The 25250-nt window shown below is 60.1% G+C and carries 19 protein-coding genes; 18 read left to right on the top strand and 1 reads right to left on the bottom strand.

Annotated elements, in window-relative coordinates:
- Positions 1 to 22 precede the first annotated feature (22 nt).
- The 16 genes from LOY38_RS28970 (at position 23) to tssI (ending at position 20212) form a co-directional block, all read left to right on the top strand.
- The gene (locus LOY38_RS28970; protein WP_258698151.1) at positions 23 to 244 is read left to right on the top strand and encodes a hypothetical protein; all 222 of its coding nucleotides are present in this window, start codon (positions 23 to 25) and stop codon (positions 242 to 244) included.
- On the top strand, positions 241 to 663 hold the full coding sequence (locus LOY38_RS28965) for a hypothetical protein (protein WP_258698150.1): 423 nt from the start codon (positions 241 to 243) through the stop codon (positions 661 to 663). Before LOY38_RS28970 ends, LOY38_RS28965 begins: the two co-directional genes overlap by 4 nt.
- Positions 656 to 1084 (top strand): hypothetical protein, encoded by a 429-nt coding sequence (locus tag LOY38_RS28960; protein ID WP_258698149.1) that lies wholly within the window; start codon positions 656 to 658, stop codon positions 1082 to 1084. The genes LOY38_RS28965 and LOY38_RS28960 overlap by 8 nt, the downstream gene beginning before the upstream one ends.
- A 24-nt stretch (positions 1085 to 1108) precedes the next feature.
- Positions 1109 to 2896 (top strand): type VI secretion system baseplate subunit TssF, encoded by a 1788-nt coding sequence (tssF, locus tag LOY38_RS28955; protein ID WP_258698148.1) that lies wholly within the window; start codon positions 1109 to 1111, stop codon positions 2894 to 2896.
- Positions 2860 to 3867 (top strand): type VI secretion system baseplate subunit TssG, encoded by a 1008-nt coding sequence (tssG, locus tag LOY38_RS28950; RefSeq protein ID WP_258698147.1) that lies wholly within the window; start codon positions 2860 to 2862, stop codon positions 3865 to 3867. The genes tssF and tssG overlap by 37 nt, the downstream gene beginning before the upstream one ends.
- Positions 3868 to 3880: 13 nt before the next feature.
- Positions 3881 to 6535, top strand: a complete 2655-nt coding sequence (gene tssH / locus LOY38_RS28945) for a type VI secretion system ATPase TssH (protein ID WP_258698146.1) — start codon at positions 3881 to 3883, stop codon at positions 6533 to 6535.
- Positions 6536 to 6545: 10 nt separating this feature from the next.
- Positions 6546 to 8063, top strand: coding sequence for a sigma-54-dependent Fis family transcriptional regulator (locus LOY38_RS28940; protein WP_258698145.1), 1518 nt, complete (start codon positions 6546 to 6548; stop codon positions 8061 to 8063).
- Between the two features lie 270 nt (positions 8064 to 8333).
- Positions 8334 to 8474, top strand: coding sequence for a hypothetical protein (locus LOY38_RS28935; RefSeq protein WP_007894589.1), 141 nt, complete (start codon positions 8334 to 8336; stop codon positions 8472 to 8474).
- Positions 8475 to 8491: 17 nt separating this feature from the next.
- Positions 8492 to 9688 carry a type VI secretion system-associated FHA domain protein TagH gene (tagH, locus tag LOY38_RS28930; protein WP_258698144.1) on the top strand — a complete coding sequence of 399 codons (1197 nt, stop codon included), beginning with the start codon at positions 8492 to 8494 and terminating at the stop codon, positions 9686 to 9688.
- A gap of 5 nt (positions 9689 to 9693) precedes the next feature.
- Complete coding sequence (gene tssJ, locus LOY38_RS28925) at positions 9694 to 10194, top strand: type VI secretion system lipoprotein TssJ (RefSeq protein ID WP_258698143.1); 501 nt, start codon at positions 9694 to 9696, stop codon at positions 10192 to 10194.
- 2 nt (positions 10195 to 10196) lie between these two features.
- Positions 10197 to 11528 carry a type VI secretion system baseplate subunit TssK gene (gene tssK / locus LOY38_RS28920; RefSeq protein WP_258698142.1) on the top strand — a complete coding sequence of 444 codons (1332 nt, stop codon included), beginning with the start codon at positions 10197 to 10199 and terminating at the stop codon, positions 11526 to 11528.
- Positions 11529 to 11533: 5 nt separating this feature from the next.
- On the top strand, positions 11534 to 12409 hold the full coding sequence (gene icmH, locus LOY38_RS28915; RefSeq protein ID WP_258698141.1) for a type IVB secretion system protein IcmH/DotU: 876 nt from the start codon (positions 11534 to 11536) through the stop codon (positions 12407 to 12409).
- Between the two features lie 13 nt (positions 12410 to 12422).
- Positions 12423 to 15962 (top strand): type VI secretion system membrane subunit TssM, encoded by a 3540-nt coding sequence (gene tssM, locus LOY38_RS28910; RefSeq protein WP_258698140.1) that lies wholly within the window; start codon positions 12423 to 12425, stop codon positions 15960 to 15962.
- Positions 15962 to 16690 (top strand): PP2C family serine/threonine-protein phosphatase, encoded by a 729-nt coding sequence (locus tag LOY38_RS28905; RefSeq protein WP_258698139.1) that lies wholly within the window; start codon positions 15962 to 15964, stop codon positions 16688 to 16690. The genes tssM and LOY38_RS28905 overlap by 1 nt, the downstream gene beginning before the upstream one ends.
- Complete coding sequence (locus tag LOY38_RS28900; RefSeq protein ID WP_258698138.1) at positions 16687 to 17703, top strand: serine/threonine-protein kinase; 1017 nt, start codon at positions 16687 to 16689, stop codon at positions 17701 to 17703. The genes LOY38_RS28905 and LOY38_RS28900 overlap by 4 nt, the downstream gene beginning before the upstream one ends.
- Positions 17704 to 17731: 28 nt before the next feature.
- A complete protein-coding gene (tssI, locus tag LOY38_RS28895) occupies positions 17732 to 20212 on the top strand; it encodes a type VI secretion system tip protein TssI/VgrG (RefSeq protein WP_258698137.1) in 2481 nt (826 codons plus the stop codon).
- A gap of 44 nt (positions 20213 to 20256) precedes the next feature.
- On the opposite strand, the gene LOY38_RS28890 is transcribed toward tssI, so the two are convergent.
- Positions 20257 to 20511, bottom strand: coding sequence for a hypothetical protein (locus LOY38_RS28890; protein ID WP_258698136.1), 255 nt, complete (start codon positions 20509 to 20511; stop codon positions 20257 to 20259).
- 36 nt (positions 20512 to 20547) lie between these two features.
- Between LOY38_RS28890 and LOY38_RS28885 the strand changes: the two genes are divergently transcribed.
- Positions 20548 to 23595 (top strand): hypothetical protein, encoded by a 3048-nt coding sequence (locus LOY38_RS28885; protein ID WP_258698135.1) that lies wholly within the window; start codon positions 20548 to 20550, stop codon positions 23593 to 23595.
- Positions 23595 to 24941, top strand: a complete 1347-nt coding sequence (locus LOY38_RS28880) for a T6SS immunity protein Tli4 family protein (RefSeq protein ID WP_258698134.1) — start codon at positions 23595 to 23597, stop codon at positions 24939 to 24941. The genes LOY38_RS28885 and LOY38_RS28880 overlap by 1 nt, the downstream gene beginning before the upstream one ends.
- The last annotated feature ends 309 nt before the right edge of the window (positions 24942 to 25250 follow it).

Here is a 25250-nt window from a genome sequence, read left to right as displayed (position 1 = left end):
GCGCGGATGGAGCCTTTTGCCCATGATTGACGTATCAGACGAGATGCGCATGTACCTGATGTTCATCGCCGACAGCAATCTGTTCGGCGGCATCGCGATCTTGAGTTTTCTGCTGATTGTCACGGCGATCAGCAAGCGACTGCGCCAGTCATGGCTGCATCGCGCGCTGACTTTCATGGTCCTGATTTCGTTGGTGGCCATCGAAATCGCCGGCAGTTGCTACTCATCGGTGCCTCCCGCATGAACATGCCGGCGCGCATCATCTGCTGCCTGTTGATCCACAGTGTTTTCTGTGTGGGTTACACGTTTCTGAATAACTTCGCGGCCGACTGGTACATCTCGACCTACGGCGGCTTGACCTCCCGTGGCGTGAACATTCGTCTTACCAGCAAATTCCTCTACGAGTTCTTTCTCGTCTTCAACGCGGTGCTGGTGCTGATTCCTGTGCTACGTGTGAAGTTGATCCTGTGGGCGATCTGGGTGGGGCTGATTCTCTTGTGGATGCTGCCGGATCATCCGTTGCGGGCGCTGCTCTATGGCATTGGCCAAGGGACATTCACCTTGACGGCGATCCTTCTCAGCACCGGGTTGGATGGCTGGTACAAGCGCAAATTTGCAGGCGCCAAAGCCTCGAAGCTCGCGTTGGGGGCCGACCATGCTTAGCCGCGCGCAACTGAGTTTCTTCATGGTCGCCTTGTGGTGGCCATTGCTTGCTGTACTGACGATCTCTTCCTATCAGCTGTGGATTGGCGAGTACACGACGTACGACTCATCCCACACCCATTGGGAGTACCTGTTGTGGTGGGGCATTCCTGGGCTTTTGGGATTTTCGCTGTGGATGTCCCGATCCGCGAAGAGCCGAAACGAGCAACAAGCGCTGCGAATGGTCTGGTGGGCGCCGGTGAAGTTCATCCCTTTTTACATCGTGCCATGGGTGATTTATGGCGTGTGTTGTTTGATCGCCGGGCAGTCTCAGGACGCTTACATGGCGTTCGGCTTGATCATGCTTGTGCCTTATCTCCTGATCGGCGGTTACGTGTGTGCCGGCGTGACGGTCGCGCTCTACAGGACAATTTTTTCATGAGTTCCACTACCAGGCAGGTAACCCGTGTCCTTTAACCACTACTACCAAAGCGAACTCACCGCACTTCGCCAGTTAGGTCGTCGTTTCGCCGAGCGTAGCCCGGCGTTGGCGCCTTTCCTGGGTCAGGCCGGGCGGGATCCGGATGTGGAACGGTTGCTGGAAGGCTTTGCGTTCCTGACCGGTCGCCTGCGCCAGAAGCTCGACGACGAGTTGCCGGAGCTCAGCCATTCGCTGATGCAGCTGCTGTGGCCGAACTACATGCGGCCGCTGCCGGCGTTCAGCATTTTGCAGTTCGACCCGTTGAAGCGTTCCGGGCCTGCGTTGAGGGTCGAGCGTGATACGCCGGTGGAGAGTGTGCCGGTCGATGACGTGCGCTGCCGTTTCCGCACGTGCTACCCGACCGAGGTGTTGCCGCTGGATCTGGCCGCGCTGAATTACTCGGTGAAGGGTGACGGTTCGCTGTTGAGCCTGCGTCTGGAGATGAGCGCTGATGGTCACTTGGGCGAGTTGGAGCTGAGTCGCCTGCGTCTGCACTTCGCCGGTGAGCGCTACATCAGCCAGATGCTGTACCTGAGCCTGTTGCGCAACCTCGAAGGCATCGAGCTGATCCCGCTGGATGCTGCCGGCAAGGCCATCAACGGTGTGAACGGCCAAGCGATGGCGTTCAAGATGCCTGGCGACCGCGTGCAGCCGGTGGGGTTTGCCGAAGAAGAAGCGTTGATCCCGTATCCGCTGAACACCTTCCGCGGCTATCGCTACCTGCAGGAATATTTCGCCTTCCAGGACAAATTCCTCTTCGTCGACATCAACGGTCTCGACCTGCTCAAGGCGTTGCCGGAAGACACGCTCAAGCAGATGCGCGGCCTGGAATTGCGCTTCGACATTCGCAAGAGCGGCATCATGCGCATGCGTCCGACCCTGGACAACGTGAAGCTCTACTGCACGCCGATCGTTAACCTGTTCGAGCACGATGCGCTGCCGATTCGCCTCGACGGCAAGCAGGACGAATACCTGCTGCTGCCGGCCGAATACGACCTGGAAAACTGCGGCGTGTTCTCGGTGGAAACCGTGACCGGCTGGAAGCCTGGCGGCCTCGGTTATCAGGAGTACGTGCCGTTCGAATCCTTCGAGCACGACCCGAGTTTCGACGTGCCCACCAGCCGTCCGCATTACAGCATCCGCCAGCGCTCGTCCTTGTTGCACGACGGCCTCGACACCTACCTGAGCTTCGGTATCCGCCACACCGAAGCCCATGAAACCCTGTCGATCGAGCTGATGTGCACCAACCAGAACCTGCCGCGCAAGCTCAAGCTCGGCGACATCTGCGTGGCCTGTGAAGAGACGCCGGAGTTTTTGAGCTTCCGCAACATCACTCCGGCCTCGTCGAGTTTCGCGCCGCCGCTGAACCGCGACTTCCTCTGGAAGCTGATCAGCAACATGTCGCTCAACTATCTGTCGCTGGCCGACGTCAACGCGTTGAAGGTGATTCTCGAAACCTACGACCTGCCGCGCTACTACGACCAACACGCAGAAAAAGTCAGCAAGCGCCTGCTGGGCGGGCTCAAGTCGATCAAGCACCAGCATGTCGACAGATTGCACCGAGGGTTGCCGGTGCGCGGGTTGCGCACCGAGTTGACCATCGACCCGGAAGGGTACATCGGCGAGGGCGACTTGTTCGTTTTCGCTTCGGTTCTTAACGAGTTTTTCGCGCTTTACGCCAGTCTCAATTCGTACCACGAGCTGCGAGTAAAAAGCACACAGGGAGAGGTGTACCAATGGACACCACGTATGGGCCTGCAGCCCCTGCTTTAAGCGGGCTGACCCGGGTAATACGCGAGTACTCGCTGTTTCAGGCCGTGCTGCTGGTGATTGACCGGCTGCGCGATGCTCACCCGTACCTGAGCGAAGACGACCTGTACGACCAGCTGGAATTCCAGGCCAACCCGAGCCTGGGTTTCCCTGGCAGCGACGTCGATCGCGTGGAGTTTTTCAAAGAGCACGGGCAGATGCGTGCGCGCCTGCGTTTCAACCTGATCGGCCTGGTCGGTTCCGGTTCGCCGCTGCCGGCGTTCTATGGCGAACAGGCCCTGGGCGACAGCGAGGACGGCAATCCGACCCGCAACTTCCTCGACCTGTTCCACCATCGCCTGCAACGGCTGATGCTGCCGATCTGGCGCAAATACCGCTATCGCGTCAGCTTCCAGAGCGGGGCGCTCGACCCGTTCTCGGCGCAGCTGTTTGCCCTGATCGGCCTCGGTGGCGAAGAGATCCGCAAGGCCCAGGAACTGAACTGGAAACGCCTGCTGCCGTACCTCGGCTTGCTCAGCTTGCGCGCGCACTCGGCGGCGTTGATCGAAGCGGTGCTGCGCTACTACTTCAAGCATGCCGAGCTGACCATCGAGCAATGCATCGAGCGTCGCGTCGAAATCCTCGACGAGCAGCGCAATCGCCTGGGCCGCGACAACAGCCTGCTCGGCGAAGACCTGGTGCTGGGCGAACACGTGCGCGACCGCAGCGGCAAATTCCGCATTCACATCCGCGAGCTCGATTGGCAACGCTTCCACGAATTCCTGCCGATTGGCTTCGGCTACCAGCCGCTGTGCGCGCTGGTGCGGTTCACCCTGCGTGACCCGCTCGATTACGACATTCGCCTGGTGCTGCGCCAGGAAGAAATCCGCGAGCTGCGCATCGGTGAGCAGAACGCCTGTCGTCTGGGGTGGACCAGTTGGCTCGGCCGCGAAAAAGCGGACGGCGTGGTGACCTTGGGCAGCAAAATTCATTAAGGATGGATGACACATGATCAACGTAGACCTGCAACAACTTATCCAGGCGCTGGACGCCGAAACCCGTCGTGATCTGGAAAGTTCTGCCGAACGCTGCGTCGCCCGTGGCGGCAGCAAGATCCTCGTCGAAGACTTGCTGCTGGGCCTGCTGGAGCGCCCGCAAGGCCTGCTCGCCCGCGCGTTGCAAGATGCCGAAGTGGATGCCGGAGAACTGAGCGCCGCGCTGCAATCGCGGGTCGAGCACAGCGCCTCGCGCAACCCGGTGTTCGCCCCGGAACTGGTGCAGTGGCTGCAAGACGCGTTGCTGGTGGCCAACCTCGAACTGGGCCAGAGCCAGGTCGAGCAAGCCGCGTTGATCCTCGCGCTGCTGCGCAACCCGATGCGCTATGCCGGCAGCCGTTATCAGTCGTTGCTGGCAAAGCTGAACATCGAGCGCCTGAAAGAATTCGCCCTGTCGCAGAAAGAACAACCGGCCACCGGCAAACCGGCGGTGCCCGGTGAGTCGCTGCTGGAGCGCTTCACCCACAACCTGACCCAACAGGCCCGCGACGGCAAACTCGACCCGGTGCTGTGCCGTGATGGCGCGATCCGGCAGATGGTCGACATCCTCGCCCGTCGCCGCAAAAACAATCCGATCGTGGTCGGTGAAGCTGGCGTCGGTAAAACCGCGATCGTCGAAGGCCTGGCCTCGCGCATCGCGGCCGGTGAAGTGCCGCAAGTCTTGAAAGGCGTGGAGCTGCTGTCGCTGGACATGGGCCTGTTGCAGGCCGGCGCCAGCGTCAAAGGCGAGTTCGAACGTCGCCTCAAAGGTGTGATCGACGAAGTCAAAGCCTCGCCGAAACCGATCATCCTGTTCATCGACGAAGCCCACACGTTGATCGGCGCGGGTGGCAATGCCGGTGGTTCCGACGCGGCCAACCTGCTCAAGCCAGCCTTGGCCCGTGGCGAGTTGCGCACCATCGCCGCCACCACGTGGGCGGAGTACAAGAAATATTTCGAGAAAGACCCGGCCCTGGCCCGTCGTTTCCAACCCGTGCAATTGCACGAACCGACCGTCAGCGAAGCGGTGACCATCCTGCGTGGCCTGGCCCAGGTCTACGAGAAGAGCCATGGTATCTACCTGCGCGATGACGCGGTGGTTGCCGCAGCCGAGTTGTCCGCCCGTTACCTGGCCGGTCGTCAGCTGCCGGACAAGGCCGTCGACGTGCTCGACACCGCCTGCGCCCGCGTGCGCATCAGCCTCGCCGCCGCCCCGGAAAGCCTGGAGCGCTTGCGTGGCGAACTGGCTGAAGGTGGCCGTCAGCGTCAGGCCCTGCGTCGCGACGCCGAAGCCGGTTTGCTGATCGATCACGAAGCGCTGGACGCTCTGGAAGATCGTCTGGCCGACGCCGAAGACGAAAGGGTCGCTCTGGAAACGCTGTGGGCCGAGCAGAAAGAGCTGGCCGAGCGCCTGCTGGAGCTGCGTCAGCAACTGGCCAAGGCCCGCGAGGCCGCTGCCGTCGAACCGACCATCACGGTCGAGGAAGACGCCGAAGGCACCGTGATCGAAACCGTTGAAGCAACCGTGGACGAAGGGCAAAGCGTCGAGTCGCTGGAAGCTGCGCTGAACGAAACCCACCGCGCCCTGACCGAGGCCCAGGTCAAAGAACGTCTGGTGAGCTTCGAAGTCTGCCCGCGTCTGGTGGCCGAAGTGATCAGCGCCTGGACCGGTGTGCCATTGGCGCAACTGGCCCGCGAACACAACGCCAAGGTCGCCAGTTTCGCCACCGACCTGCGCACGCGCATTCGTGGTCAGGAGCAAGCCGTTCACGCACTGGATCGCTCGATGCGTGCCACCGCTGCTGGCCTGAACAAGCCTGATGCTCCGGTCGGCGTGTTCCTGCTGGTCGGCCCGAGCGGCGTCGGCAAGACCGAAACCGCCCTGGCCCTCGCTGATTTGCTGTACGGCGGCGACCGTTTCATCACCACCATCAACATGTCCGAGTTCCAGGAGAAGCACACCGTCTCCCGTCTGATCGGTGCGCCGCCGGGCTACGTCGGTTACGGCGAGGGCGGCATGCTCACCGAAGCCGTGCGCCAGAAACCGTACTCGGTGGTGCTGCTCGATGAAGTCGAAAAAGCCGACCCGGACGTGCTCAACCTGTTCTACCAAATCTTCGACAAAGGCGTGGCCAACGATGGGGAAGGGCGCGAGATCGACTTCCGCAACACGCTGATCCTGATGACCTCGAACCTGGGCAGCGACCGCATCAGCGATCTTTGCGAAAACGGCGCGCGGCCGACCGCCGAAGTGCTTGAAGAAACCATTCGCCCAGTGCTCAGCAAACACTTCAAACCGGCGTTGCTGGCGCGCATGCGCGTGGTGCCTTACTACCCGGTGGGCGGCCCGGTGCTGCGCGAGCTGATCGAAATCAAACTGGGTCGCTTGGGCGAGCGCCTGAACCGTCGTCAGCTGGATTTCACTTACTCCCAGGACCTCGTCGATCACCTGGCCGAGCGCTGCACCCAAAGCGACAGCGGCGCGCGCCTGATCGACCACTTGCTCGACCTGCACGTGCTGCCACTGGTGGCCGACCGTTTGCTCGATGCGATGGCCACCGGTGAAAGCCTCAAGCGCGTGCATGCGACGCTCGACGGCGACGCCAGCGTGACGTGCGAGTTCGCCTGAGGTGGGTGTGATGTTCACTCAAGTGCCGCAACCGCTGGTCTATGCCGAAACCTTGCTGGCGCAGTTCGCCAGCCTGTCGCGGGCGGCGGACGGCACTGCGCTGCTGGGTGACTTCGTGCGCGGCTTGGCCGAGCTCAGCGGTTGCGAGCTGACGCAGCTGTACCTGCTGGACGCGACCCACACCTGCCTGGGAATGAACGCCGAGTGCCTGAACGGCATTCTGCAACCCCGGGAAGGGGCGAGCCTGCCGGCGGATTACAACGGTGAACAACTGCTGCAGTTCGCCCTGTGCCAGAACCGCGTGGTGTGCCTCAGCGAGCTGAGCGGCAGCCTGCACGAAACCAGTTTCCTGCCGCCCCAGGCCACGCCCTGGCAGTCGCTGCTGTGCGTGCCGCTGGTCAATCAGCAAAAGGCTGTCGAAGGTTTGCTGCTGTGCGCCAGTCACCGGCAGGTCGACCTGCAAGGCTTTGCCGATTCCCTCGGTCAACTGGGTTCGTTCGTGCTCGGCCAACTGCACTTGTTGCAACGTTTGCGTCAGCCGACCGGTGATACACGCCCGGCGCCGCTCAACGTCCCGAGCGCCAGCGGCTATGGCCTGATCGGCAAGAGCGTGGCCATGCGCCAGACCTACTCGCTGATCAGCAAAGTCCTGCACAGCCCTTACACCGTACTGTTGCGCGGCGAGACCGGCACTGGCAAGGAAGTGGTCGCGCGGGCGATTCACGACTGCGGCCCGCGCCGTTCCCAGGCGTTCATCGTGCAGAACTGCGCGGCGTTCCCCGAGAACCTGCTGGAAAGCGAGCTGTTCGGCTACCGCAAAGGCGCCTTCACCGGTGCCGATCGCGACCGTGCCGGGCTGTTCGACGCGGCCAATGGCGGCACCTTGTTGCTCGACGAAATCGGCGACATGCCGTTGTCCCTGCAAGCCAAATTGCTGCGCGTATTGCAGGAAGGCGAGATCCGCCCGTTGGGTTCCAACGACACCCACAAGATCGACGTGCGCATCATCGCCGCGACGCACCGCGATTTGTCGGTGCTGGTCAACGAAGGCAAATTCCGCGAGGACTTGTACTACCGCCTCGCGCAATTCCCGATCGAGCTGCCGGCGTTGCGTCAGCGCGAAGGCGACATCCTCGACCTGGCGCGGCACTTCGCCGACAAGGCCTGCACGTTTTTGCAACGGGATGCGGTGCGTTGGTCCGACGCGGCGCTGGATCACCTGTCCGGATATACCTTCCCCGGCAACGTTCGCGAACTCAAAGGTTTGGTCGAACGCGCGGTATTGCTGTGCGAGGGCGGCGAGTTGCTGACCGAGCATTTCTCCCTGCGCATGGAAGCCATGCCGGAAGACAGCAGCCTGAACCTGCGCGAACGCCTGGAGCAGGTCGAACGCAGTTTGCTGCTCGACTGCCTGCGCAAGAACGACGGCAACCAGACCCTCGCCGCCCGCGAACTAGGCCTGCCGCGCCGCACACTGCTGTACCGCCTCGGGCGCCTGAACATCAACCTGGGTGATTTCGATGGTTAACCCCATTTTTGAGCGGCGAAATCCTGTGGCGAGGGAGCTTGCTCCCGCTCGACTGCGCAGCAGGCGCAATCCAGCCAACACGGTCTACCTGAATAAACGGGGCAACCGGTTTTGGGGCTGCTCCGCAGCCCAGCGGGAGCAAGCTCCCTCGCCACAAAGGCAGCGCTCAGGCCCCATGGCTAGAGCGCTCGAACCCACCTCATTTACTTCTAACAGCGCCGCCCGAAAGGGTTGGCGCTTTGTGCTTTGTCTACCTCTGGAGACCCTCTGATGCCTGTTCGTCACTGGCAAGCCGTCCTGCTGACCCTCGTCGTTCTATGCGGCCTCGGCGGCTGTAGCGGCAATTACAAATACAACGACAACACCTATCGCCCATTGGGTGATCCGCAGGCGGTCAATCGCGGCAAGTGACCGCAAGGAGCATCATTATGGAACTGGTTTTCGAAATGCTGAACACCAAGCAGTTCGTGCCCACGGATTTGTGCCAGAAGACCTTTAAACAGGCCGGTGGCGTGATCGGCCGGGGCGAGGATTGCGACTGGATCATTCCCGACCGCAAGCGTCATCTGTCCAACCACCACGCGGTGATCAGCTACCGCGAAGGCACGTTTTTCCTGACCGATACCAGCAGCAACGGTATCCAGGACAGCGAAAGCGGTGCGCGCCTGCGCAAGGGCGAGCCGATGCGCATCGAGCACGGCAGCGTGTATGTGCTGGGCGACTTCGAGATCCGCGCGCGACTGGTGCGCGACCCGGCGACCTTCGACGTCGAAGTCGGCCGTCCGCAGGCTGCGGGCAGCATCATTCCGGACGATGCGTTCCTCGACCTCGACCCGCTGAACGCACTCGATCAGCAAGAGCGCGTGTACTCGGAAATCGACGAACTGATCGCCCCGCGCGCGGTGCCTGAGGACACCCGTCAACGCGCCGACTACGCACGCATCGACATGGAAAGCCTGATGGTGCCGGAGCTGATCGACGCCCCGGCAGAACCTGCGCCAGCTCCGCCACCAAAGGCTGTGGAGCGTCAGAGCGAAGGTTTCTGGGAGCACTTCGGTGCGGCGTTGGGCGTGGACGTCAAAGGCCTCGACCACGACGCCCGCGAAGCCCTGGCCCTGAACGCCGCGCGCCTGCTCAAGCAGAGCGTCGGTGGTTTGCAGCAGAGCCTGCGCACCCGCAGCGAGCTGAAAAACGAACTGCGCCTGGCCCAGACCACCGTGCAAGGCACCCACAAGAACCCACTGAAATTCGCCGTCGATGCCGGTGAAGCGCTGGGCATTCTGTTGCAGGGCAACAAGCCGGGCCAATTGCCGGCCGAGCAAGCGATCTCCCGTGCGTTCCGCGATTTGCAGGCGCATCAGGTGGCGTTGCTGACTGCCAGCCGCGCTGCCGTTCGCGGCACCCTGGAGCACTTCTCGCCGCAACAGCTGACCTTGCGTTTCGAGCGCGACAACAAGCCGTTGCTCGCCACCTCCGGCAGTCGCTGGAGAGCTTACGGGCGTTATCACCAGGCGCTGCGTCTGGACGATGACTGGAGCGAACGCCTGTTGGCCCGCGACTTCGCCCAGGCCTACGAAGAACAGATCCGCCTGATTTCCACCCTTCACACCGACCGCCAAGGATGATGCGCATGTTTCGCTGCTCGACCGCTTTTTTCAAGACGCTGACTGCGCTCACCGCCCTGGTGCTGCTGGCCGGTTGCTCGTCGCTGTCGCCGTATTCCACCGTGACCAAACTCAACCTGAAGCTGACCGCCAGCGATCAGCTGAACCCGGACCTTAACGGTCGTCCGTCGCCGATCGTCGTGCGCCTGTTTGAGCTCAAGCACCCAGTGGCTTTCGAGAACGCTGATTTCTTCAGTCTCTACGAGCGCGCCAAGGAATCCCTGGCCCCGGACCTGGTAGCCAGCGAAGAGCTGGAACTGCGCCCGGGTGAAACCGTCGAGCTCAAGCTCAGTGTGGAAGAGGGCAGCCGTTACGTCGGCGTACTCGCGGCCTACCGCGACCTGCCGGAAACCAAATGGCGCTACACGGTGCAAATCACTCCGGTGCAAGTCACTGCGGCTGACCTGACCCTCGATCAGGCCGGCATCCGCAACACCCACGAAACGCTCGTCAAGGCGGATGACTGAACATGAATGCCCATAAAGTCATTTGGCAGGAAGGCATGCTGCTGCGACCGCAGCACTTCCAGCACAACGATCGTTATTACGACCACCAGATGAAGACCCGCACCCAGTTGCTGGGCAGTTACACCTGGGGTTTCCTCAACCTGGAAATCGACTTGCAGTTCCTCAACATGGGCAAACTGGTGATCAGCCAGGCCTCGGGGATTCTGCCGGACGGCAGCCTGTTCGAACTGGGCGGCAACACCGAGCCGTTGGCCCTGGACGTGCCGCCGAACACGGGCAACACGCCGATCTATCTGGCGCTGCCACTGGTGACCGGTAACCACATCGAGTCTCGCCGCCCGGAGCAATCCGACGTGTTGGCGCGCTACACCGCGTACGAAGCGGAAGTGGCCGACTCCAACGCCGGCGATGACTCCGCCAGTCAGGTCAGCTGCGGTCGCCCGGACTTCAAATTGTTGCTCGGCGAGCAGCAAAGCGACCAGGCCTACGTGAAGCTGAAGATCTGTGAAGTGCTCGACACCACGCCCGACGGCGTGATCAGCCTCGACCCGGATTTCGTGCCGACCTACATCCAGGCGCATTCGTCCAGCTACCTGCTGTCGTGCCTCAAAGAAGTCATCAGCATGCTCGGCCACCGGGGCGACACCATCGCCGACCGGATTCGCTCCAACGGCAAGGTCGGCGGCGCGGAAGTCGGCGATTTCATGATGCTGCAACTGATCAACCGTACCGAACTGTTGCTGCGCCATTACCTGGGCCTGGAACAGGTTCACCCGGAAGAGTTGTACCGCACGCTGTTGACCATGCTCGGCGATCTGGCGACGTTTTCCAGCGACAGCAAACGCCCGCGTCTGGACAGCCGCTACCAGCACAGCGACCAGGGCGCGAGCTTCCGCAAACTGATGGAAGCGATTCGTCAGGTGCTGTCGATGGTGCTCGAACAGCATGCCATCGAACTGGTGCTGCAAGCGCGCCAGTACGGGATCATCGTGTCGCCGTTGCACGACCACAAACTGCTGGGCTCGGCCTCGTTCGTGCTCGCGGCCAGTGCCAACTGCGACTCCGAAGAGCTGCGCCACCGCTTGCCGGCGCACCTCAAGGTCGGCCCGGTGGAGCGTATCCGCCAACTGGTCAACCTGCATCTGCCTGGTATCAAGGTCAAACCGTTGCCGGTGGCCCCACGGCAGATCGCGTTCCACTCCAACAAAACTTATTTCATCCTCGAACTCAGTTCCGAAGACCTGGCGCAACTCGAGCGCTCCGGCGGCTTCGCGTTCCACGTGTCCGGCGAATTCGCCGAGCTTGAACTGAAATTCTGGGCCATCAGGAACTGACCGACATGATCAAGGACATGGAACACCACCAGGACGACAAAACCGTCCTGCTCGACCGCCAGGGCCACGGCCCGGCATCGAGTCCGCTGACTGACTTCGCGGCACCGCCGCGTTTTGAACAGTTGGAAGAACGGATGATCTACGCCGCGCGCCTGCGCCCGGCCGAAGCGTTCAACATCAGCCTCAACTCGCTGGTGGCGGCGGCTTCCGAACTGCTGTCGGAAGTGGTGCGGCTCAAGCACAGCGACACCCGCGAAGACCTGTACGCGCTCAATGAGCGGCTGACCGCCGGGCTGAAACTGTTTGAAGTACGTGCGCTGCACAACGGCGCCGAAAGCAGCCAGGTGATGGCCGCCCGTTACGTGCTGTGCACCGTGGTTGACGAAGCCGTCGTCACCACGCCGTGGGGCAACGAAAGCGAGTGGTCGCAGATGAGCCTGCTCAGCAGCTTCCACAACGAAACGTTCGGTGGCGAGAAGTTCTTCCAGCTGCTGGATCGCCTGTCGAAAAATCCGGTCAAGCACTTGCCGATGCTGGAGCTGATGTATCTGTGCCTGTCCCTCGGTTTCGAAGGCAAGTACCGGGTGCAAGCGCGCGGCATGCTCGAACTCGAAGGCATCCGCGACGCCTTGTATCGGCAGATTCGTCAACTGCGCGGCGACGTGCCTCGCGAGTTGTCGCCGCATTGGGAAGGCTTGAACGATCAGCGCCGCAGCCTGGTGCGCATCGTGCCGGCGTGGATGGTGGTGCTGTTCACCGTGGTCTGCCTGGTGGTGATGTATTCGGGCTTCGCCTGGGTATTGGGCGAACAACGCGAAACCGTTCTGCAACCTTATCAGCAGCTTGATCCGGCCGCGGTTAAGCCGCAGTCGCAGCCGTAAACAGGGACGTGTGATGAAAAAGTTTTTCAAGAAAGTCGGCGCATTCCTGCGCCAGACCTGGGTCTGGACCCTGCTGCTGGTGCTGTTCGTCGCGCTGCTGGTGTGGTTCGTCGGACCGCTGCTGGCGGTCAATGACTACAAGTTCTGGGAAGGTTCGACCTCCCGCCTGCTGACCATCAGTGTGCTGTTCCTGATCTGGGGCCTGACCATGGTCTTCGTCAGCTGGCGCGCCGGTGTGCGCAAAAAAGCGGTGGAAGCCACCGAAGACGGCCAGGACCGTATCCGCCGTGAAGAGCTGATCGACGAAGAAGAGAAAGAGTTGAAGGTGCGTTTCAAGGACGCCCTGAAAACCCTGAAGACCTCGAGCCTGTATCGCGGTCGCAGCGAGCGCTGGCGCAGTGATTTGCCGTGGTACTTGCTGATCGGCCCGCAGGGCAGCGGCAAGACCAGCCTGCTGGACTTTTCGGGCCTTGAGTTTCCGATCAACAAGATCGACCGCAAACTCACCCGCGACACCCTCGGCACGCGGCATTGCGACTGGTACTTCGCCGACCACGGCGTGCTGATCGACACCGCCGGGCGTTACCTGACCCAGCCTGATGCCGAAGTCGATGGCAGCGCCTGGAGCACTTTGCTCGAGCTGCTGCGCAAGCGTCGCCGCAATCGTCCATTGAACGGCGTGCTGGTGACCATCCCGGTGGAAACCCTGCTGGGCGGTAGCGAGCAAGACCTCGAAACCCTGGCCCGCCAGGTACGTGCGCGTCTGCAAGACGTGCATCAAAAACTGCACGTCGATGTGCCGATTTATCTGGTGCTGAGCAAGGCCGATCGCCTGCTCGGGTTCGACGAATTCTTCGACCAACTGACCCGCGAAGAAAGCGATCAGGTCCTCGGCACCAGCTTCCGCAAAGAGCAGAGCGGCACTGATGTGACCGTGCTGCGCGCCGAGTTCGAAGAGCTGCTGCGTCGCCTCAACAGCCAGGTGATCATGCGCATGCACCAGGAGCGCGATACCCAGCGCCGTGGCCGCATCCTCGATTTCCCGCATCAACTGGGGCAGATCGGCGAGCGCCTGTGCCTGTTCGTCGACCTGGCGTTTACCGGCAACCGTTACCAGCGCGTCAGCCAGTTGCGCGGTTTCTACCTGACCAGCGCACCGCACCTGACTCAAGAGATGGACCAGACCACCGCCGGCATCGGCGCCAGTCTGGGTATGAGCGCCGGCGTGCTGCCGACCCTGCGCAGCGGCCGTTCGCGGTTCATTCACCATTTGCTCAGCCGGGTGATTTTCCCCGAGGCCGATCTGGCCGGTCTGGACAAGCGCGAGCGCAGCCGCATCCACTGGGGCCAACGTGCCCTGTACGTGGGCGCACTGGCGGCACTGGCGCTGTTCGGCATGCTCTGGGCCGGCGGTTTCTCGGCCAACTATGAGCGTCTGGAAAACCTGCGCTCGCTGGCCCAAACCTGGAAGCAACAACGCTCGGCCCTGACGGCGCGCGATGATTCCATGGCGGTGCTCAAGACCCTCGACACCAGCTACGCGGCGACTCAAGTGTTCCCGAACAAAGGTGACGTGTCGTACCACGAACGTGGTGGCCTGTACCAGGGTGAAGACGCCAATCCAGTGGTCAAGAGCGCTTACGAGCGTGAGCTTGAAGCGCAACTGCTGCCACGGGTGGCAACCCTGCTGGAAGGGCAGATCCGCGCCAACATGAAGGACCGCGAACGCCTGCTCAACAGCCTGCGCGCGTACCTGATGCTGAATATGAAAGATCGCCGCGATGCGGCGTGGCTCAAGGATTGGGTCGCCACTGACTGGTCCCTGCGCTACGCCGGCAACACCGCAGTGCAGAACGGCTTGAACACGCACTTCGAGCGCTTGCTCAAGCAGCCATTTATCTACCCGCTCAACGATCAACTGGTGGCGCAGGCGCGTCAGGTGCTACGCAGCGAGTCGCTGGCCAACGTGGTTTACCGGATGCTGCGCGAGCAGGCCCGTAACCTGCCGGAGTACCGCCTGAGCCAACACATCGGCCCGCAGGGTTCGTTGTTTGTCGGCACCGATTACGTGATTCCGGGGTTCTACACCCAGCAAGGCTATCAGCAGTACTTCTCGGTCCAGGGCGCTGCGCTGGTCACCGATATCCTGCGTGACAACTGGGTACTGGGGGAAGGCTCGGGCATCAGCGGCATGGACTTGCGTCGCCTGATGGTCGAACTGGAGCAACTGTACTTCCGCGACTACGCCAACTTCTGGAGCGAAGCCGTGGGCCAGGTGGCACTGCCCGCGATCAGCGATTTCAGTGAGGGCGCCGAGCAACTGGCGGGCCTGACGTCGGCCAACTCCCCGGTGCTGCAACTGCTGGTGGAAGTGCGTGAGAACACCCGGTTCCCGGCGGAAGCCGAGCCGGTTGATGAGGCTGCCGATGCCGCTGCAAAACTGGGCGAGCAGAAGGGCAAGCTCGGCAAGTTGGGCAAACTGGCGTCGGCCGCATCGGATGCGGCGTCTGACATGGCCGCGACCAAAAACCTGCCCGACACCGCGAAGAAATCCCTGCAACGTCGCTTCGAACCGCTGCACCGTTTGCTGGATGACAACAACGGCCCGGCCGCTGATTTGACTCCGGCCCTGCAAGCACTCAACGACCTGCAAATGCAACTGTCGAGCCTGGCCCGTGCCAGCGCGCCGGAGCAGGCAGCGTTCGAAATGGCCAAGACCCGCATGAGCGGCCAGCGTGATGCGCTGAGCAGCCTGCGCAATGCGTCGAACCGTCTGCCGCGTCCGGTGAGCGTGTGGTTCAACGTGCTGGCCGAAGACACCTGGCGTCTGGTGCTCAACGATTCCTACCAGTACCTTAACCAGCGTTATCAGAGCGAGCTGTACAGCTTCTACGGCAAGGCGATCAACAAGCGTTACCCGTTCAGCGCCCACAGCACCAGCGACGTCGCGATCAGCGACTTCCGCGAGTTCTTCAAGGCCCAGGGCATCGCCGATCGGTTCTTTGATACCTACATGCGTCCATTCGTGAGTGGCGACCCAGGCAACTATCGCCTGCGCAGCATCGACGGTCACAGCATGCCGATCTCCAAGGTCTACCTCGACCAGATGGCGGCGGCACAAGTGATTCGCCAGAGCTTCTTCGCCATCAACCCGGCCGAGCCGCAAGTGCAGTTCAAACTGGAGCCGTACACCCTCGACCCGGCCGTCAGCCGTTCCGAGTTCAAGTTTGGCGACAAGACCATCGAATACCGCCACGGCCCGATCGTGCCGGTGTCGTTCAAATGGCCGACCGACGCTGAAGACGGTCGCACCAGCCTGGTCCTCGACAAAATGGCTGGCCGCCCGATCGGCATCGAGAAGAACACCGGCCCATGGTCGCTGTTCCGTCTGTTCGACCTGATGCAGACCGAGTACCTGACCGGTCGCGACGTGCTGGTGCTGAAAGCTGACGTGGGTGGCCTGCGCGCCAACTACTTGCTGTCGAGCCAGCGCACGCCGAACCCGTTCGACATGGGCGTACTGCGCACCTTCCGTATGCCGGTGCAGCTCTGATGCCGGTTGCCAGTCCCTGGCGCAGCGCTGCGCGTACCGATCCGGGCAAGGTTCGGGCGCGCAACGAAGATGCTTTCCTCGACTGTCCACAGCAGGGGCTGTGGGTGGTCGCGGACGGCATGGGCGGTCATCAGGGTGGCGACATCGCCAGCCAGTTGATCGTCGCCAGCCTGGCGGAATTGCCGGTGCAGGACGACTTCGACGAACGACTCAAAGGCATTCGCCAGTGCTTGCACTGGCTCAACCGCCGCTTGGGTCAGGAGTTGACCGTCACCGCCGGGCGCCACGACAGCATCATGGGCAGCACCGTGGTGGCGCTGCTGGTGGAAGGCAATCGCGCGGCCTGCATCTGGGCCGGCGACAGCCGCTGCTACCTGTGGCGCGGCCAGCGTTTGTATCAGCTGTCCAAGGACCATTCGCTGCAACAACAACTGATCGACGAGCAGAACATGAGCGTCGAGCAAGCCAAGGCTCATCCTGCCGCCCACGCCCTGACCCGTGCGGTCGGCGCTGCCGAGCAACTGACCCTGGACGTGCTCGAACTCGAAGTCTATCCCGGCGATGCGTTTCTGTTGTGCAGCGACGGTTTGTATCAAGGGCTGACTAGCGATGCCCTGGGCAACGCCCTGAGCCTGACCGCGCCGCACGTTGCACTGGAGCGCCTGTTCGACGGCGCTCTGCGTGGCTCGGCCCGGGACAACCTGACTGCTGTGGTGATCCGCCAATGACTGAACTCATGCCACCGATCGACGACCTGCTGGTGACCGAGGAAGAAGCCAATAACCTGACTTACTTCGCCTTTGCCAAGCCTCTAAACGGAAAGCCGCACAAGGCCGAGCCTGCGCTGGCGCCGACCCGGGCCAGCGTCGCTGAACTGCCTGACGTGCTGGCGGGGCGTTACCGCATCGAACGCCTGTTGGGTGCCGGTGGCATGGGCGCGGTTTACCGTGCACGGGACTTGCTGAGCGAACAGTTCGGCGATCCTGACCCTTACATCGCGCTGAAAATCCTCAGCGAAGAATTTGCCGAATCGCCGGACGCCAGTGCCTTGCTCTACAGCGAGTTCGCCCTGACCCGACGACTGCGCCACGACAACGTGCTGCGTTTTCACACCTTCGAAGTGGACACCCACTGCCAGCGGGCCTTCATCACCATGGAACTGATGCGTGGGCTGACCCTGGACAAACTACTCTGCGAGCGGCCCCTGGGCCTGCCGTGGAAGGAGCTGCGCGACATCGCGCTGCCGCTGCTCGACGCACTGGCCTACGCCCACGCGCGCGGCGTACTGCACGGCGACCTGAAACCGAGCAACGTGATGCTCAGCGAAGAAGGCGTGCGCCTGTTCGACTTCGGCCTCGGCCAGGCGGAAGAGGGCATCCTGCCCGGCCTGCCGCACCTGAGTCGCAACCGCTTCAACGCCTGGACCCCCGGCTACGCCGCCCCCGAACTGCTTGAAGGCCAGCCACTCTCGGCCAGCGCGGACGTGTACGGCGTGGCCTGCGTGCTCTACGAACTGGCGGGCGGCAAACACCCGTTCCGCCGTTTGTCCTCGATCGAGGCCCGCGACGGCCACCTCGACCGCGAGCTGCATGCACCTCGAAACCTACCCAAACACTGCTGGCCGGCCCTGCGAACAGCGCTGGCTTTCGATGCGGCCAAGCGCACCATCACCGCCGCCCAATTGCGTGACGCCATGGGTGCCACTTCGTCTTTGCTGCAACGCCTTCGACTGCGGGCGTAACGGATGACTACCGAACAGGGAGCAAGCAATGTTCAACTCAGCTAACGAAACGCACTTCAGCCTCACAGTCGAAGACTATGCCGGCGACCTTCAAGTGCTGTCGTTCGCCGGCACCGAAGGCATCAGCCAGCCGTATCGCTTCGACCTGGAACTGGTCAGCGAAAACCCGGATCTGGACCTGGAAAAGCTCCTGCACAAACAGGCGTTCCTCGCATTCGACCCGAAGGGGTCTGGCATCCACGGCCAAATCTACCGCGTCGCCCAAGGCGATGCCGGCAAGCGCCTGACCCGCTACAAAATCTCCCTGGTGCCGCACCTGCAATACCTGCATCACCGCACCAACCAGCGCATCTACCAGCAGATGTCGGCGCCGAAAATCATCGCGCTGATCCTCGAAGAACACGGCATCAAAGGCAACGCCTACAAATTCCAGTTGAGCCAGCCGTGCCCGGACCGCGACTACTGCGTGCAATACGACGAAACCGACCTGCACTTCGTCCAGCGCCTGTGTGAAGAAGAAGGCATTCACTACCACTTCCAGCACACCTCCAAAGGTCATTTACTGGTATTCGGTGACGATCAAACAGTGTTTCCGAAACTCGGCCAGCCCACCGCTTATGTGCAAGGCAGCGGCATGGTCGCGGACGAACCAGTCATCAAAGGCTTCAAACTGCGCCTGGAAACCCGCACCGGCCGGGTCACCCGCCGCGACTACGACTTCGAAAAACCGCGCCTGCAACTTGAAGCCGGCTATAAACCCGACGGCAAAAGCACCGAACCGGACCTGGAAGACTACGACTACCCCGGCCGCTTCCTCGACCGCGCGCGCGGCAAATTCCTCAGCCAACGCGCCCTCGAACGCCACCGCGCCGACTACCAGCAAGCCGAAGGCCACGGCGACCAGACCACCCTCGTCAGCGGCCACTTCCTGGAAATGTCCGACCACCCGCGCACCGAGTGGAACGACCTCTGGCTGCTCACCGAAGTCGTCCACGAAGGCAAACAGCCGCAAGTGCTCGAAGAGGCGGTGACCAGCGACACCACCGACAACAAAGACGACTTCCACCAGGGCTACCGCAACCGCTTCCTCGCCACCCCTTGGAACGTGTTCTACCGCCCGGCCCTGGAACACCCGAAACCCCGCGTGCTCGGCAGCCAGACCGCTATGGTCACCGGGCCCAAAGGCGAAGAGATTCACTGCGACCAATACGGCCGCATCAAAGTGCAATTCCACTGGGACCGCGAAGGTTTGGCGGATGACAAAACCAGCTGCTGGATGCGCGTTTCTTCGAGTTGGGCGGGGGATCGGTATGGCGCCATCGCCATTCCGCGGATCGGCATGGAAGTGCTCGTCACCTTTCTCGAAGGCGATCCCGATCAGCCGCTGGTGACGGGTTGCCTGTACCACAAGGAAAACCAGGTTCCCTACGACCTGCCGGCGAACAAGACACGCACCGTGTTCAAAACCCTTAGTTCACCGGGGGGCGGTGGGTTTAATGAACTGCGGATTGAAGACAAGAAAGGGGCGGAGCAGATCTTTATTCATGCCCAGCGGGATTGGGATGAAAACATTGAGCATGATCAGAAGACTCGTGTGGGGAATGAGCGGCATGACACGGTGGTTAAGAACACCTACACCGAGCTCAAAGCAGAAGAACACCGCACGACCATAGCCGATCGCAAGAGTGAAGTGCGGGTGGATGACCACCTGACGATTGGGCAGAACCAGCACATCAAACTTGGGACTGCGCAGCTGACCAGTGCTGGGAAGGAAATACATCTCAAGGCTGGGGACAAGATTGTTATCGAAGCCGGGATGGAGCTCACCGTGAAGGCGGGTGGGAGCTTTATCAAGCTCGATGCCGGCGGGATTACGGTTGTTGGGCCAGTGGTGAAGATCAATGCCGGGGGCTCTGCGGGAACAGGTTCGGGGATTGCTATCTTGCTGCCTGTGCTACCGGAGCTCGCGGATAAAGACAAGGCCGGAAGCCTGATGGATCGCGCGCAGGGCAATGCGCGAGTGACATTCCCGCCGGTCGAGCCGAAGAACCTGCGCTTTGATATTCGTCTGGCCGACCGGCCGGGGGAAGGCGCCTTCGCGCTGGCGAATACACCGTGGCGCATCATCAAAATGAGCGAGCCGAGCTGGAAGAAAATCGGCCGCGTGCCGGAAAGCGACGTCATTGCCAAAGGCGAAACCGATGACGAAGGCAAAGTCACCCTTACCGATGCCGTTCAGAAAAAGCTTTCTCTCGAATATCCACAGGATCCGGAGATGTTCTGGCTGGTGTATCCGGGCCAGTGCGTTGCGCTCAAGGCACATACCGACACCGGCTGGTCTGAAGAACAGCGTGAGCTGCTGGCACTGGCAAGTATGGACTTCAGCAGCGAGCCCCATACCAACGCCCATCACGAACAAGCCGGCACAGACAAACTCAGCGCCTTCGAAAACTTGTCACTGACCGACGGCATTGCACTATTCGACAAATTAAAGGGATTTAAGGCATGAGCAACTTGAACGGCGTTCAGCCCAAGCAACTGAACCAGCTCAACTCAAAAGACGGCGATGCCTACACCGCTACTTCCGCTCCCGGCTGGTTCATCAAAGGCAATGCCAAATACGGCGAAGCCTTTTCGCCTGAGCGCCCGGGCAACGAAGTGAAGTTTTTCACCACCGGCAGCGACTACTTCAAAGATGTCGCCAATGCGATAAAAAACGCCAAGAAGTCCATCTTCATTTCCGGTTGGCAGATCAACTATGAAGTGCGGCTGGAGGGCGAAACCCGGCTGTGGGACTGCTTGCATCATGCGTTGCACAAAGGCGCGGCACCGGACATCTACCTCATGCCCTGGTTGTCGCCGAAGGCCGCCGTTGATACCGGTGATCTGGAAACCATGGTGGCCGCGTTTGTTCTGAATGCCGGTCTCGCGAAGAAAAAGGTCTGGTGCCTGCCGGCGATCCAGCAAAGCGACATGGGCACCCTCGGTCTGTTCTTTTCCCATCACCAGAAGATGGTGGTGATCGACAACGAAATCGCCTACGTCGGCGGCATCGACCTCGCCTACGGGCGCCGCGATGACAACAACTTTCGGCTGGCCGCCGAAGGCCGAACCGCCAACGAGTTTTACAACCCGTGCATCCCGCCGATCAAGGAAATCGAAGCCCACAAGCAATACCCGTACATGACCACCGTCGAGTTGATCGGCGCCGCGTTGATGGAAGGCGACGCGCTCAGCAAGGCTCAGCGCGCGTGGGCGTGGGGCAGTGACAACAAGATGTTCAATGCGCTCCGCGAGGCCAAGAAAGGCGCCGGCGAGTGGTTCGCCGACAAAGGCAAGGACGGCTTGCGCTTGCTGGGCGCGGGAGCGGCCTACTCCACCGGCGGGGTGATCTATATTGCCGAGTTCATCCAGCAACAGTTGACCGGGGACAATCTGGAAGGCTGGAAGAAAAGTTTGCGCCAATGGAAAACCTCGCTCGATGGCGCCGTCGGCACCATTGATCATGAAGTCCAGACGCTGCAAAAAACCGACAGTGCCCTGACCGAACTGCGCCAGGAAGCCAAATCCATCAGCGAGGCCATCGGTGTGGCGCTGAATAAACCGGATCAAGCCTCGGCCATTCAGCAGCGCGTCGAGAACTGGCTGGTGCGCGCGCAACAGAAAATCCCTGCGGTGACCGCGGTCACTCAGCCGGGTCGCGCCAAGTTGCAAACTCAGGTCACCCGCCTCAAGGGTGAAGTGCAGACCTGGGTAGAGCGCGCTGCCCCACAGGCGGACAAGCTTCACCAAGACTTGTCGGCCTGGGCTGGCCAGGTCATAAAGTCCGGCGGTCAAATCAGCGAGAAGCTGTTGAACGAGGGCAGCGAACTCACCAGCCTGTGGATTCAACAAACAGGTTTGGGCGCCTTCTACGCCTGGATCAACAACACGCCTTCGCCAATCATCACCGCCAAGGCGATGACGGAATTCGAACAGATCTCCACACCTTTTGTCCTCTACCTGCACTCGGTTCTCGACCGATTGAGCGATGCTCAAACGGGCCAGCCCTATTCGTATCTGGCCGACCCCGCGACTCGCCTGCTGCCACCCGGCGGCATGATGCTCGACAGCATCAAACAACCGCGCATGCCTTGGCATGACGTGCACATGCGCCTGGAAGGCAGCTCGGTTTATGACCTGTCGCGCAACTTCATCGATCGCTGGAACAGTCTGCAGGCGCGCTTCGACGGCAAAGTGCAGAAGATGCCGAGCGTGCTGACCGGCCTGCTGAAGTTCGCTGACAAAAACCTTGAGCCCGTCCCGTTCAAACCGCACTACCTCGCACAACCCGAACGTGTCGCCCCAAAGGGCAAAATGAGCATGCAAGTACTGCGAAGCGCTCCGCTGCGCATGCAAACCGAAGAACGCCAAGGCGCCAGCAAGTCAGGCGCCAAGGCCCCAGCCTCAGCCCCGGCAGGCGTTCAGGCAAACTGCATGCAAGCCATGCTGCAAGCGATCTCGGGGGCCCAGCATTTCATTTACATTGAGAATCAGTTTTTTCAGAGTGCGTATGGCGAGGACACAAAGCCCTCGATCGACCTGGTCAAAGGGCCAACGCAAAGCTTGATGAACATCTCCGGGCTGCCGGACTTTGAAACTTATAAAACGCGACTGCGCCTGGATGAAGTCGACAAAGACCCGAAAAAATTGCACAAGATCAATTATTTCGCACTGGCAGAGATGATACGAAACAAAGAAGCCGAAGCATTGACTCAAGGCATCGTGCAAGTTTTGAGCAATCAGGGGACCGTCGAGAGCCTGAATCTCCTGCAAACACCACAAGCAGCTTTGATAAACCCGCTGTGCGAAGCGTTGGCCGACCGAATTGAACGCGCGATCGAAATGGGCGAGAACTTCCATGTCTACATGGTCCTGCCCGTGCACCCCGAAGGGCCGCTCAACGCGATCAACCTGATGACTCAGGTTCACCTGACGATGCAAAGCATTTCGTTGGGCGAGCAGAGCCTGATAAAACGAGTGCAACGGGCGATGGCGATGAAGGAGCAGATGGATAGAGGCAGATCGGAAGCGGTCGCGAAGGCCGGTATAGAGTTCGCTGGAGACGGAACCGACAAGCTCAAGGTTTATGAAAAAATGAAATGGTCGAAATACCTGACTCTCTTGAATCTTCGGTCATGGGAACTGCTCGACCAGCCAGTTACGGAACAGATTTACGTCCACAGTAAATTGCTTATTGCAGATGATCGTGTGGCGATACTCGGCAGCGCAAACATCAATGATCGCAGCCAGTTGGGTGATCGAGACTCCGAGTTGGCTGTCATCGTATCGGGGACTGTTTCGACCCCGGCTCCAGTGAATGGAAAAAAGCAACACCCTGTCTGTCCTGAGATCAAGGCGTTACGAAGCAAGCTGTGGCGCAAGCTGTTTGCGCTTGACGCCACCGATAAAAGCGTCAAAGTCCGGCCCGCTACGCTGCTGGGCAGTTTGATCGATGAGCCTGCGTCCCCGGAAACCTGGAAGGCGATTCAGAAACAAGCGCAAAAAAACTCTGATGCATACAGAGAAGCCTTTTCATTTATCCCTGGTGACGACATATCAATCTGGCCGACTTGGAAAAAAGATCTAAAAACAGATACAGGCGTGTCGACGGGTAAAAAAGAAAAGCCAATGCCATTCGAAACTGAATTCTGGAAAAAATACAAGCCCAACGGAATGCCAAGAGAAATCCTCGGATTTATAACAGCACTTCCTGTTAACTGGACAAAAAATGAAAATAATGACTCCGGTTTCAGCAAGACCATCCTTGCTCAAATACAACCCAACAAACAGGACGGTGACTATAAAGCTGTCGCAGCTTTAAACAATAATCGAGTCACGGAAAACTCATAATGCGCCCTATTAAACCAATCTACATTTTATTCAGCTGCTGTTTTCTTTTAACCCAAACTGCACAAGCAGAAAACGCCAACATCACAACAAGAACCAACACAGAATGCTTAGGGCGCTCGCTATTTGACATCAATCAAGATACTACATGGCACTTACTGAACGACCAGTGGGACTATACCGACCGCCTCGATTTTGCCACCTACTCTCCGGACATAAGACTGGAGGATAAAGAACTCAATTACGGCAGCGACCCAACAAATGATGCTTACAGCCTCGTCACTATAGATGTCAGTCCAAAGACGACTTTCGAAACATTTAAAAAATTAGTCAACAGACATAGTCCAAGTGTGGTCGAGGCAAAAGAACGAGTTATAAAAAATAAAATAGAAGAAATTTCAGTGGCCATGACCGGCGACTTATCGCGCTCGGATCCTGATCAATACAAATCCTTAGAGGATGAAATAGACGAGCTTAGGGAGAAATTGGACAAATTGGGTAGAGCAACCATAGAGCGTGTTTGGTTGCCACCCTTAATCGCCCAATTTAAAGAGCAAAAAAAACCGACTGAAAAACTCGAACTTGAACTTGAAGCCTACCAAAAAGAATTCGACAGCTACCCCACAGACGAACTCTATGCCGAACAGTCCTCTTTCGACTTCGGCATGCCAGACGCCTACGGCGCTCGTCACCCCCACAAGCTCATCGTCCTGCTATGGCGTGACGAGCGCGTCTATCGTTTTGCTTTCGGCCAGCAAAGCGCCTATTCCAGACACGGAAGTTCGTTCGAAAAACTGCTTCCCGCCGCCCGTGACCTGCTTGCGCGGTTCCGCACGCGTGCAGAATTTGAAATACCCAAAGAGCCCGGTTTCTGCCTGCCCTTCGGCTTCATCGCAGATGATGGCAAAGCACACTACTCGATTACCATGGCTTGGCATCCCACCGACAACCCGAACTTGCTGTACAGCCTGAGTTTGAGCGATGACATCGGCAAGGCTTTTGATTTACTACCCATATTGACCACGCCAATCATGGGCAACCCGTTCCCAAGCGCCGGCGTCATTCAAACCTTCGGTCCTTCAAAGGTGCAGATCGGTTCGCGCGAAGGAATCATGGGGGGCAAGTATTACAAACCCACTGATCCACAAGGCGACGAAACCGCTTCCACAGAGCGCTTCGTCATGACTGCAGGCGCGGCCAATAAAGGCTGGGAGCCGAGCATGGTGTTGAAAGCCGAGAATTACGCTTCAACACAAGTCAGGTCCTTTGAACAGAGCAAGGAAGACTTCCTCAACATCCTGAAAAGCTTCCGCCTGCAACCGGGTATGGACAGCCTGACTGGCAAGTAAAAGCAGAAACCGGGGGCGCAAATAGAGCAGATTTTTCCGTAAGGGAGACTTGGATAAATCTGCCGCCTCACCAACCCTACGCCACTAAAATTTGCAGCATTGGCGCACGTAAATCTAAACATGGACACACTAGATGCGCCTTCTCATCCTGCCACTCACACTGACAATAGCCGTAGATGTCTGTGTAGATACACATCCTGCAAATATTCAAAAATCGCACCTATGGCGCACCGAGTGCCTCGGACGTACGCAATTCGAAGTGTCGGGCGACATTGAATGGCATGTCGCGGGGGGACACTGGAACTTTCC

This window comes from Pseudomonas sp. B21-015 (genome assembly GCF_024749285.1).
Lineage (GTDB): Bacteria > Pseudomonadota > Gammaproteobacteria > Pseudomonadales > Pseudomonadaceae > Aquipseudomonas.
Note: the sequence above shows the minus strand (reverse complement) of the source record. Positions and strands in the feature narration are given on the sequence as shown.

Bases quoted from the DNA above. Each gene is read 5' to 3' on its own strand.
- LOY38_RS28880 (WP_258698134.1), top strand. From the start codon at position 23,595: ATGCGCCCTATTAAACCAATCTACATTTTATTCAGCTGCTGTTTTCTT.
- LOY38_RS28890 (WP_258698136.1), bottom strand. From the start codon at position 20,511: ATGATGCAAGCAGTCCCACAGCCGGGTTTCGCCCTCCAGCCGCACTTC.
- LOY38_RS28970 (WP_258698151.1), top strand. From the start codon at position 23: ATGATTGACGTATCAGACGAGATGCGCATGTACCTGATGTTCATCGCC.
- tssK (WP_258698142.1), top strand. From the start codon at position 10,197: ATGAATGCCCATAAAGTCATTTGGCAGGAAGGCATGCTGCTGCGACCG.
- tssJ (WP_258698143.1), top strand. From the start codon at position 9,694: ATGTTTCGCTGCTCGACCGCTTTTTTCAAGACGCTGACTGCGCTCACC.
- LOY38_RS28905 (WP_258698139.1), top strand. From the start codon at position 15,962: ATGCCGGTTGCCAGTCCCTGGCGCAGCGCTGCGCGTACCGATCCGGGC.
- tssI (WP_258698137.1), top strand. From the start codon at position 17,732: ATGTTCAACTCAGCTAACGAAACGCACTTCAGCCTCACAGTCGAAGAC.
- LOY38_RS28885 (WP_258698135.1), top strand. From the start codon at position 20,548: ATGCCCTGGTTGTCGCCGAAGGCCGCCGTTGATACCGGTGATCTGGAA.
- tssM (WP_258698140.1), top strand. From the start codon at position 12,423: ATGAAAAAGTTTTTCAAGAAAGTCGGCGCATTCCTGCGCCAGACCTGG.
- LOY38_RS28965 (WP_258698150.1), top strand. From the start codon at position 241: ATGAACATGCCGGCGCGCATCATCTGCTGCCTGTTGATCCACAGTGTT.
- icmH (WP_258698141.1), top strand. From the start codon at position 11,534: ATGATCAAGGACATGGAACACCACCAGGACGACAAAACCGTCCTGCTC.
- LOY38_RS28940 (WP_258698145.1), top strand. From the start codon at position 6,546: ATGTTCACTCAAGTGCCGCAACCGCTGGTCTATGCCGAAACCTTGCTG.
- tssH (WP_258698146.1), top strand. From the start codon at position 3,881: ATGATCAACGTAGACCTGCAACAACTTATCCAGGCGCTGGACGCCGAA.
- LOY38_RS28900 (WP_258698138.1), top strand. From the start codon at position 16,687: ATGACTGAACTCATGCCACCGATCGACGACCTGCTGGTGACCGAGGAA.
- LOY38_RS28960 (WP_258698149.1), top strand. From the start codon at position 656: ATGCTTAGCCGCGCGCAACTGAGTTTCTTCATGGTCGCCTTGTGGTGG.
- LOY38_RS28935 (WP_007894589.1), top strand. From the start codon at position 8,334: ATGCCTGTTCGTCACTGGCAAGCCGTCCTGCTGACCCTCGTCGTTCTA.
- tssG (WP_258698147.1), top strand. From the start codon at position 2,860: ATGGACACCACGTATGGGCCTGCAGCCCCTGCTTTAAGCGGGCTGACC.
- tagH (WP_258698144.1), top strand. From the start codon at position 8,492: ATGGAACTGGTTTTCGAAATGCTGAACACCAAGCAGTTCGTGCCCACG.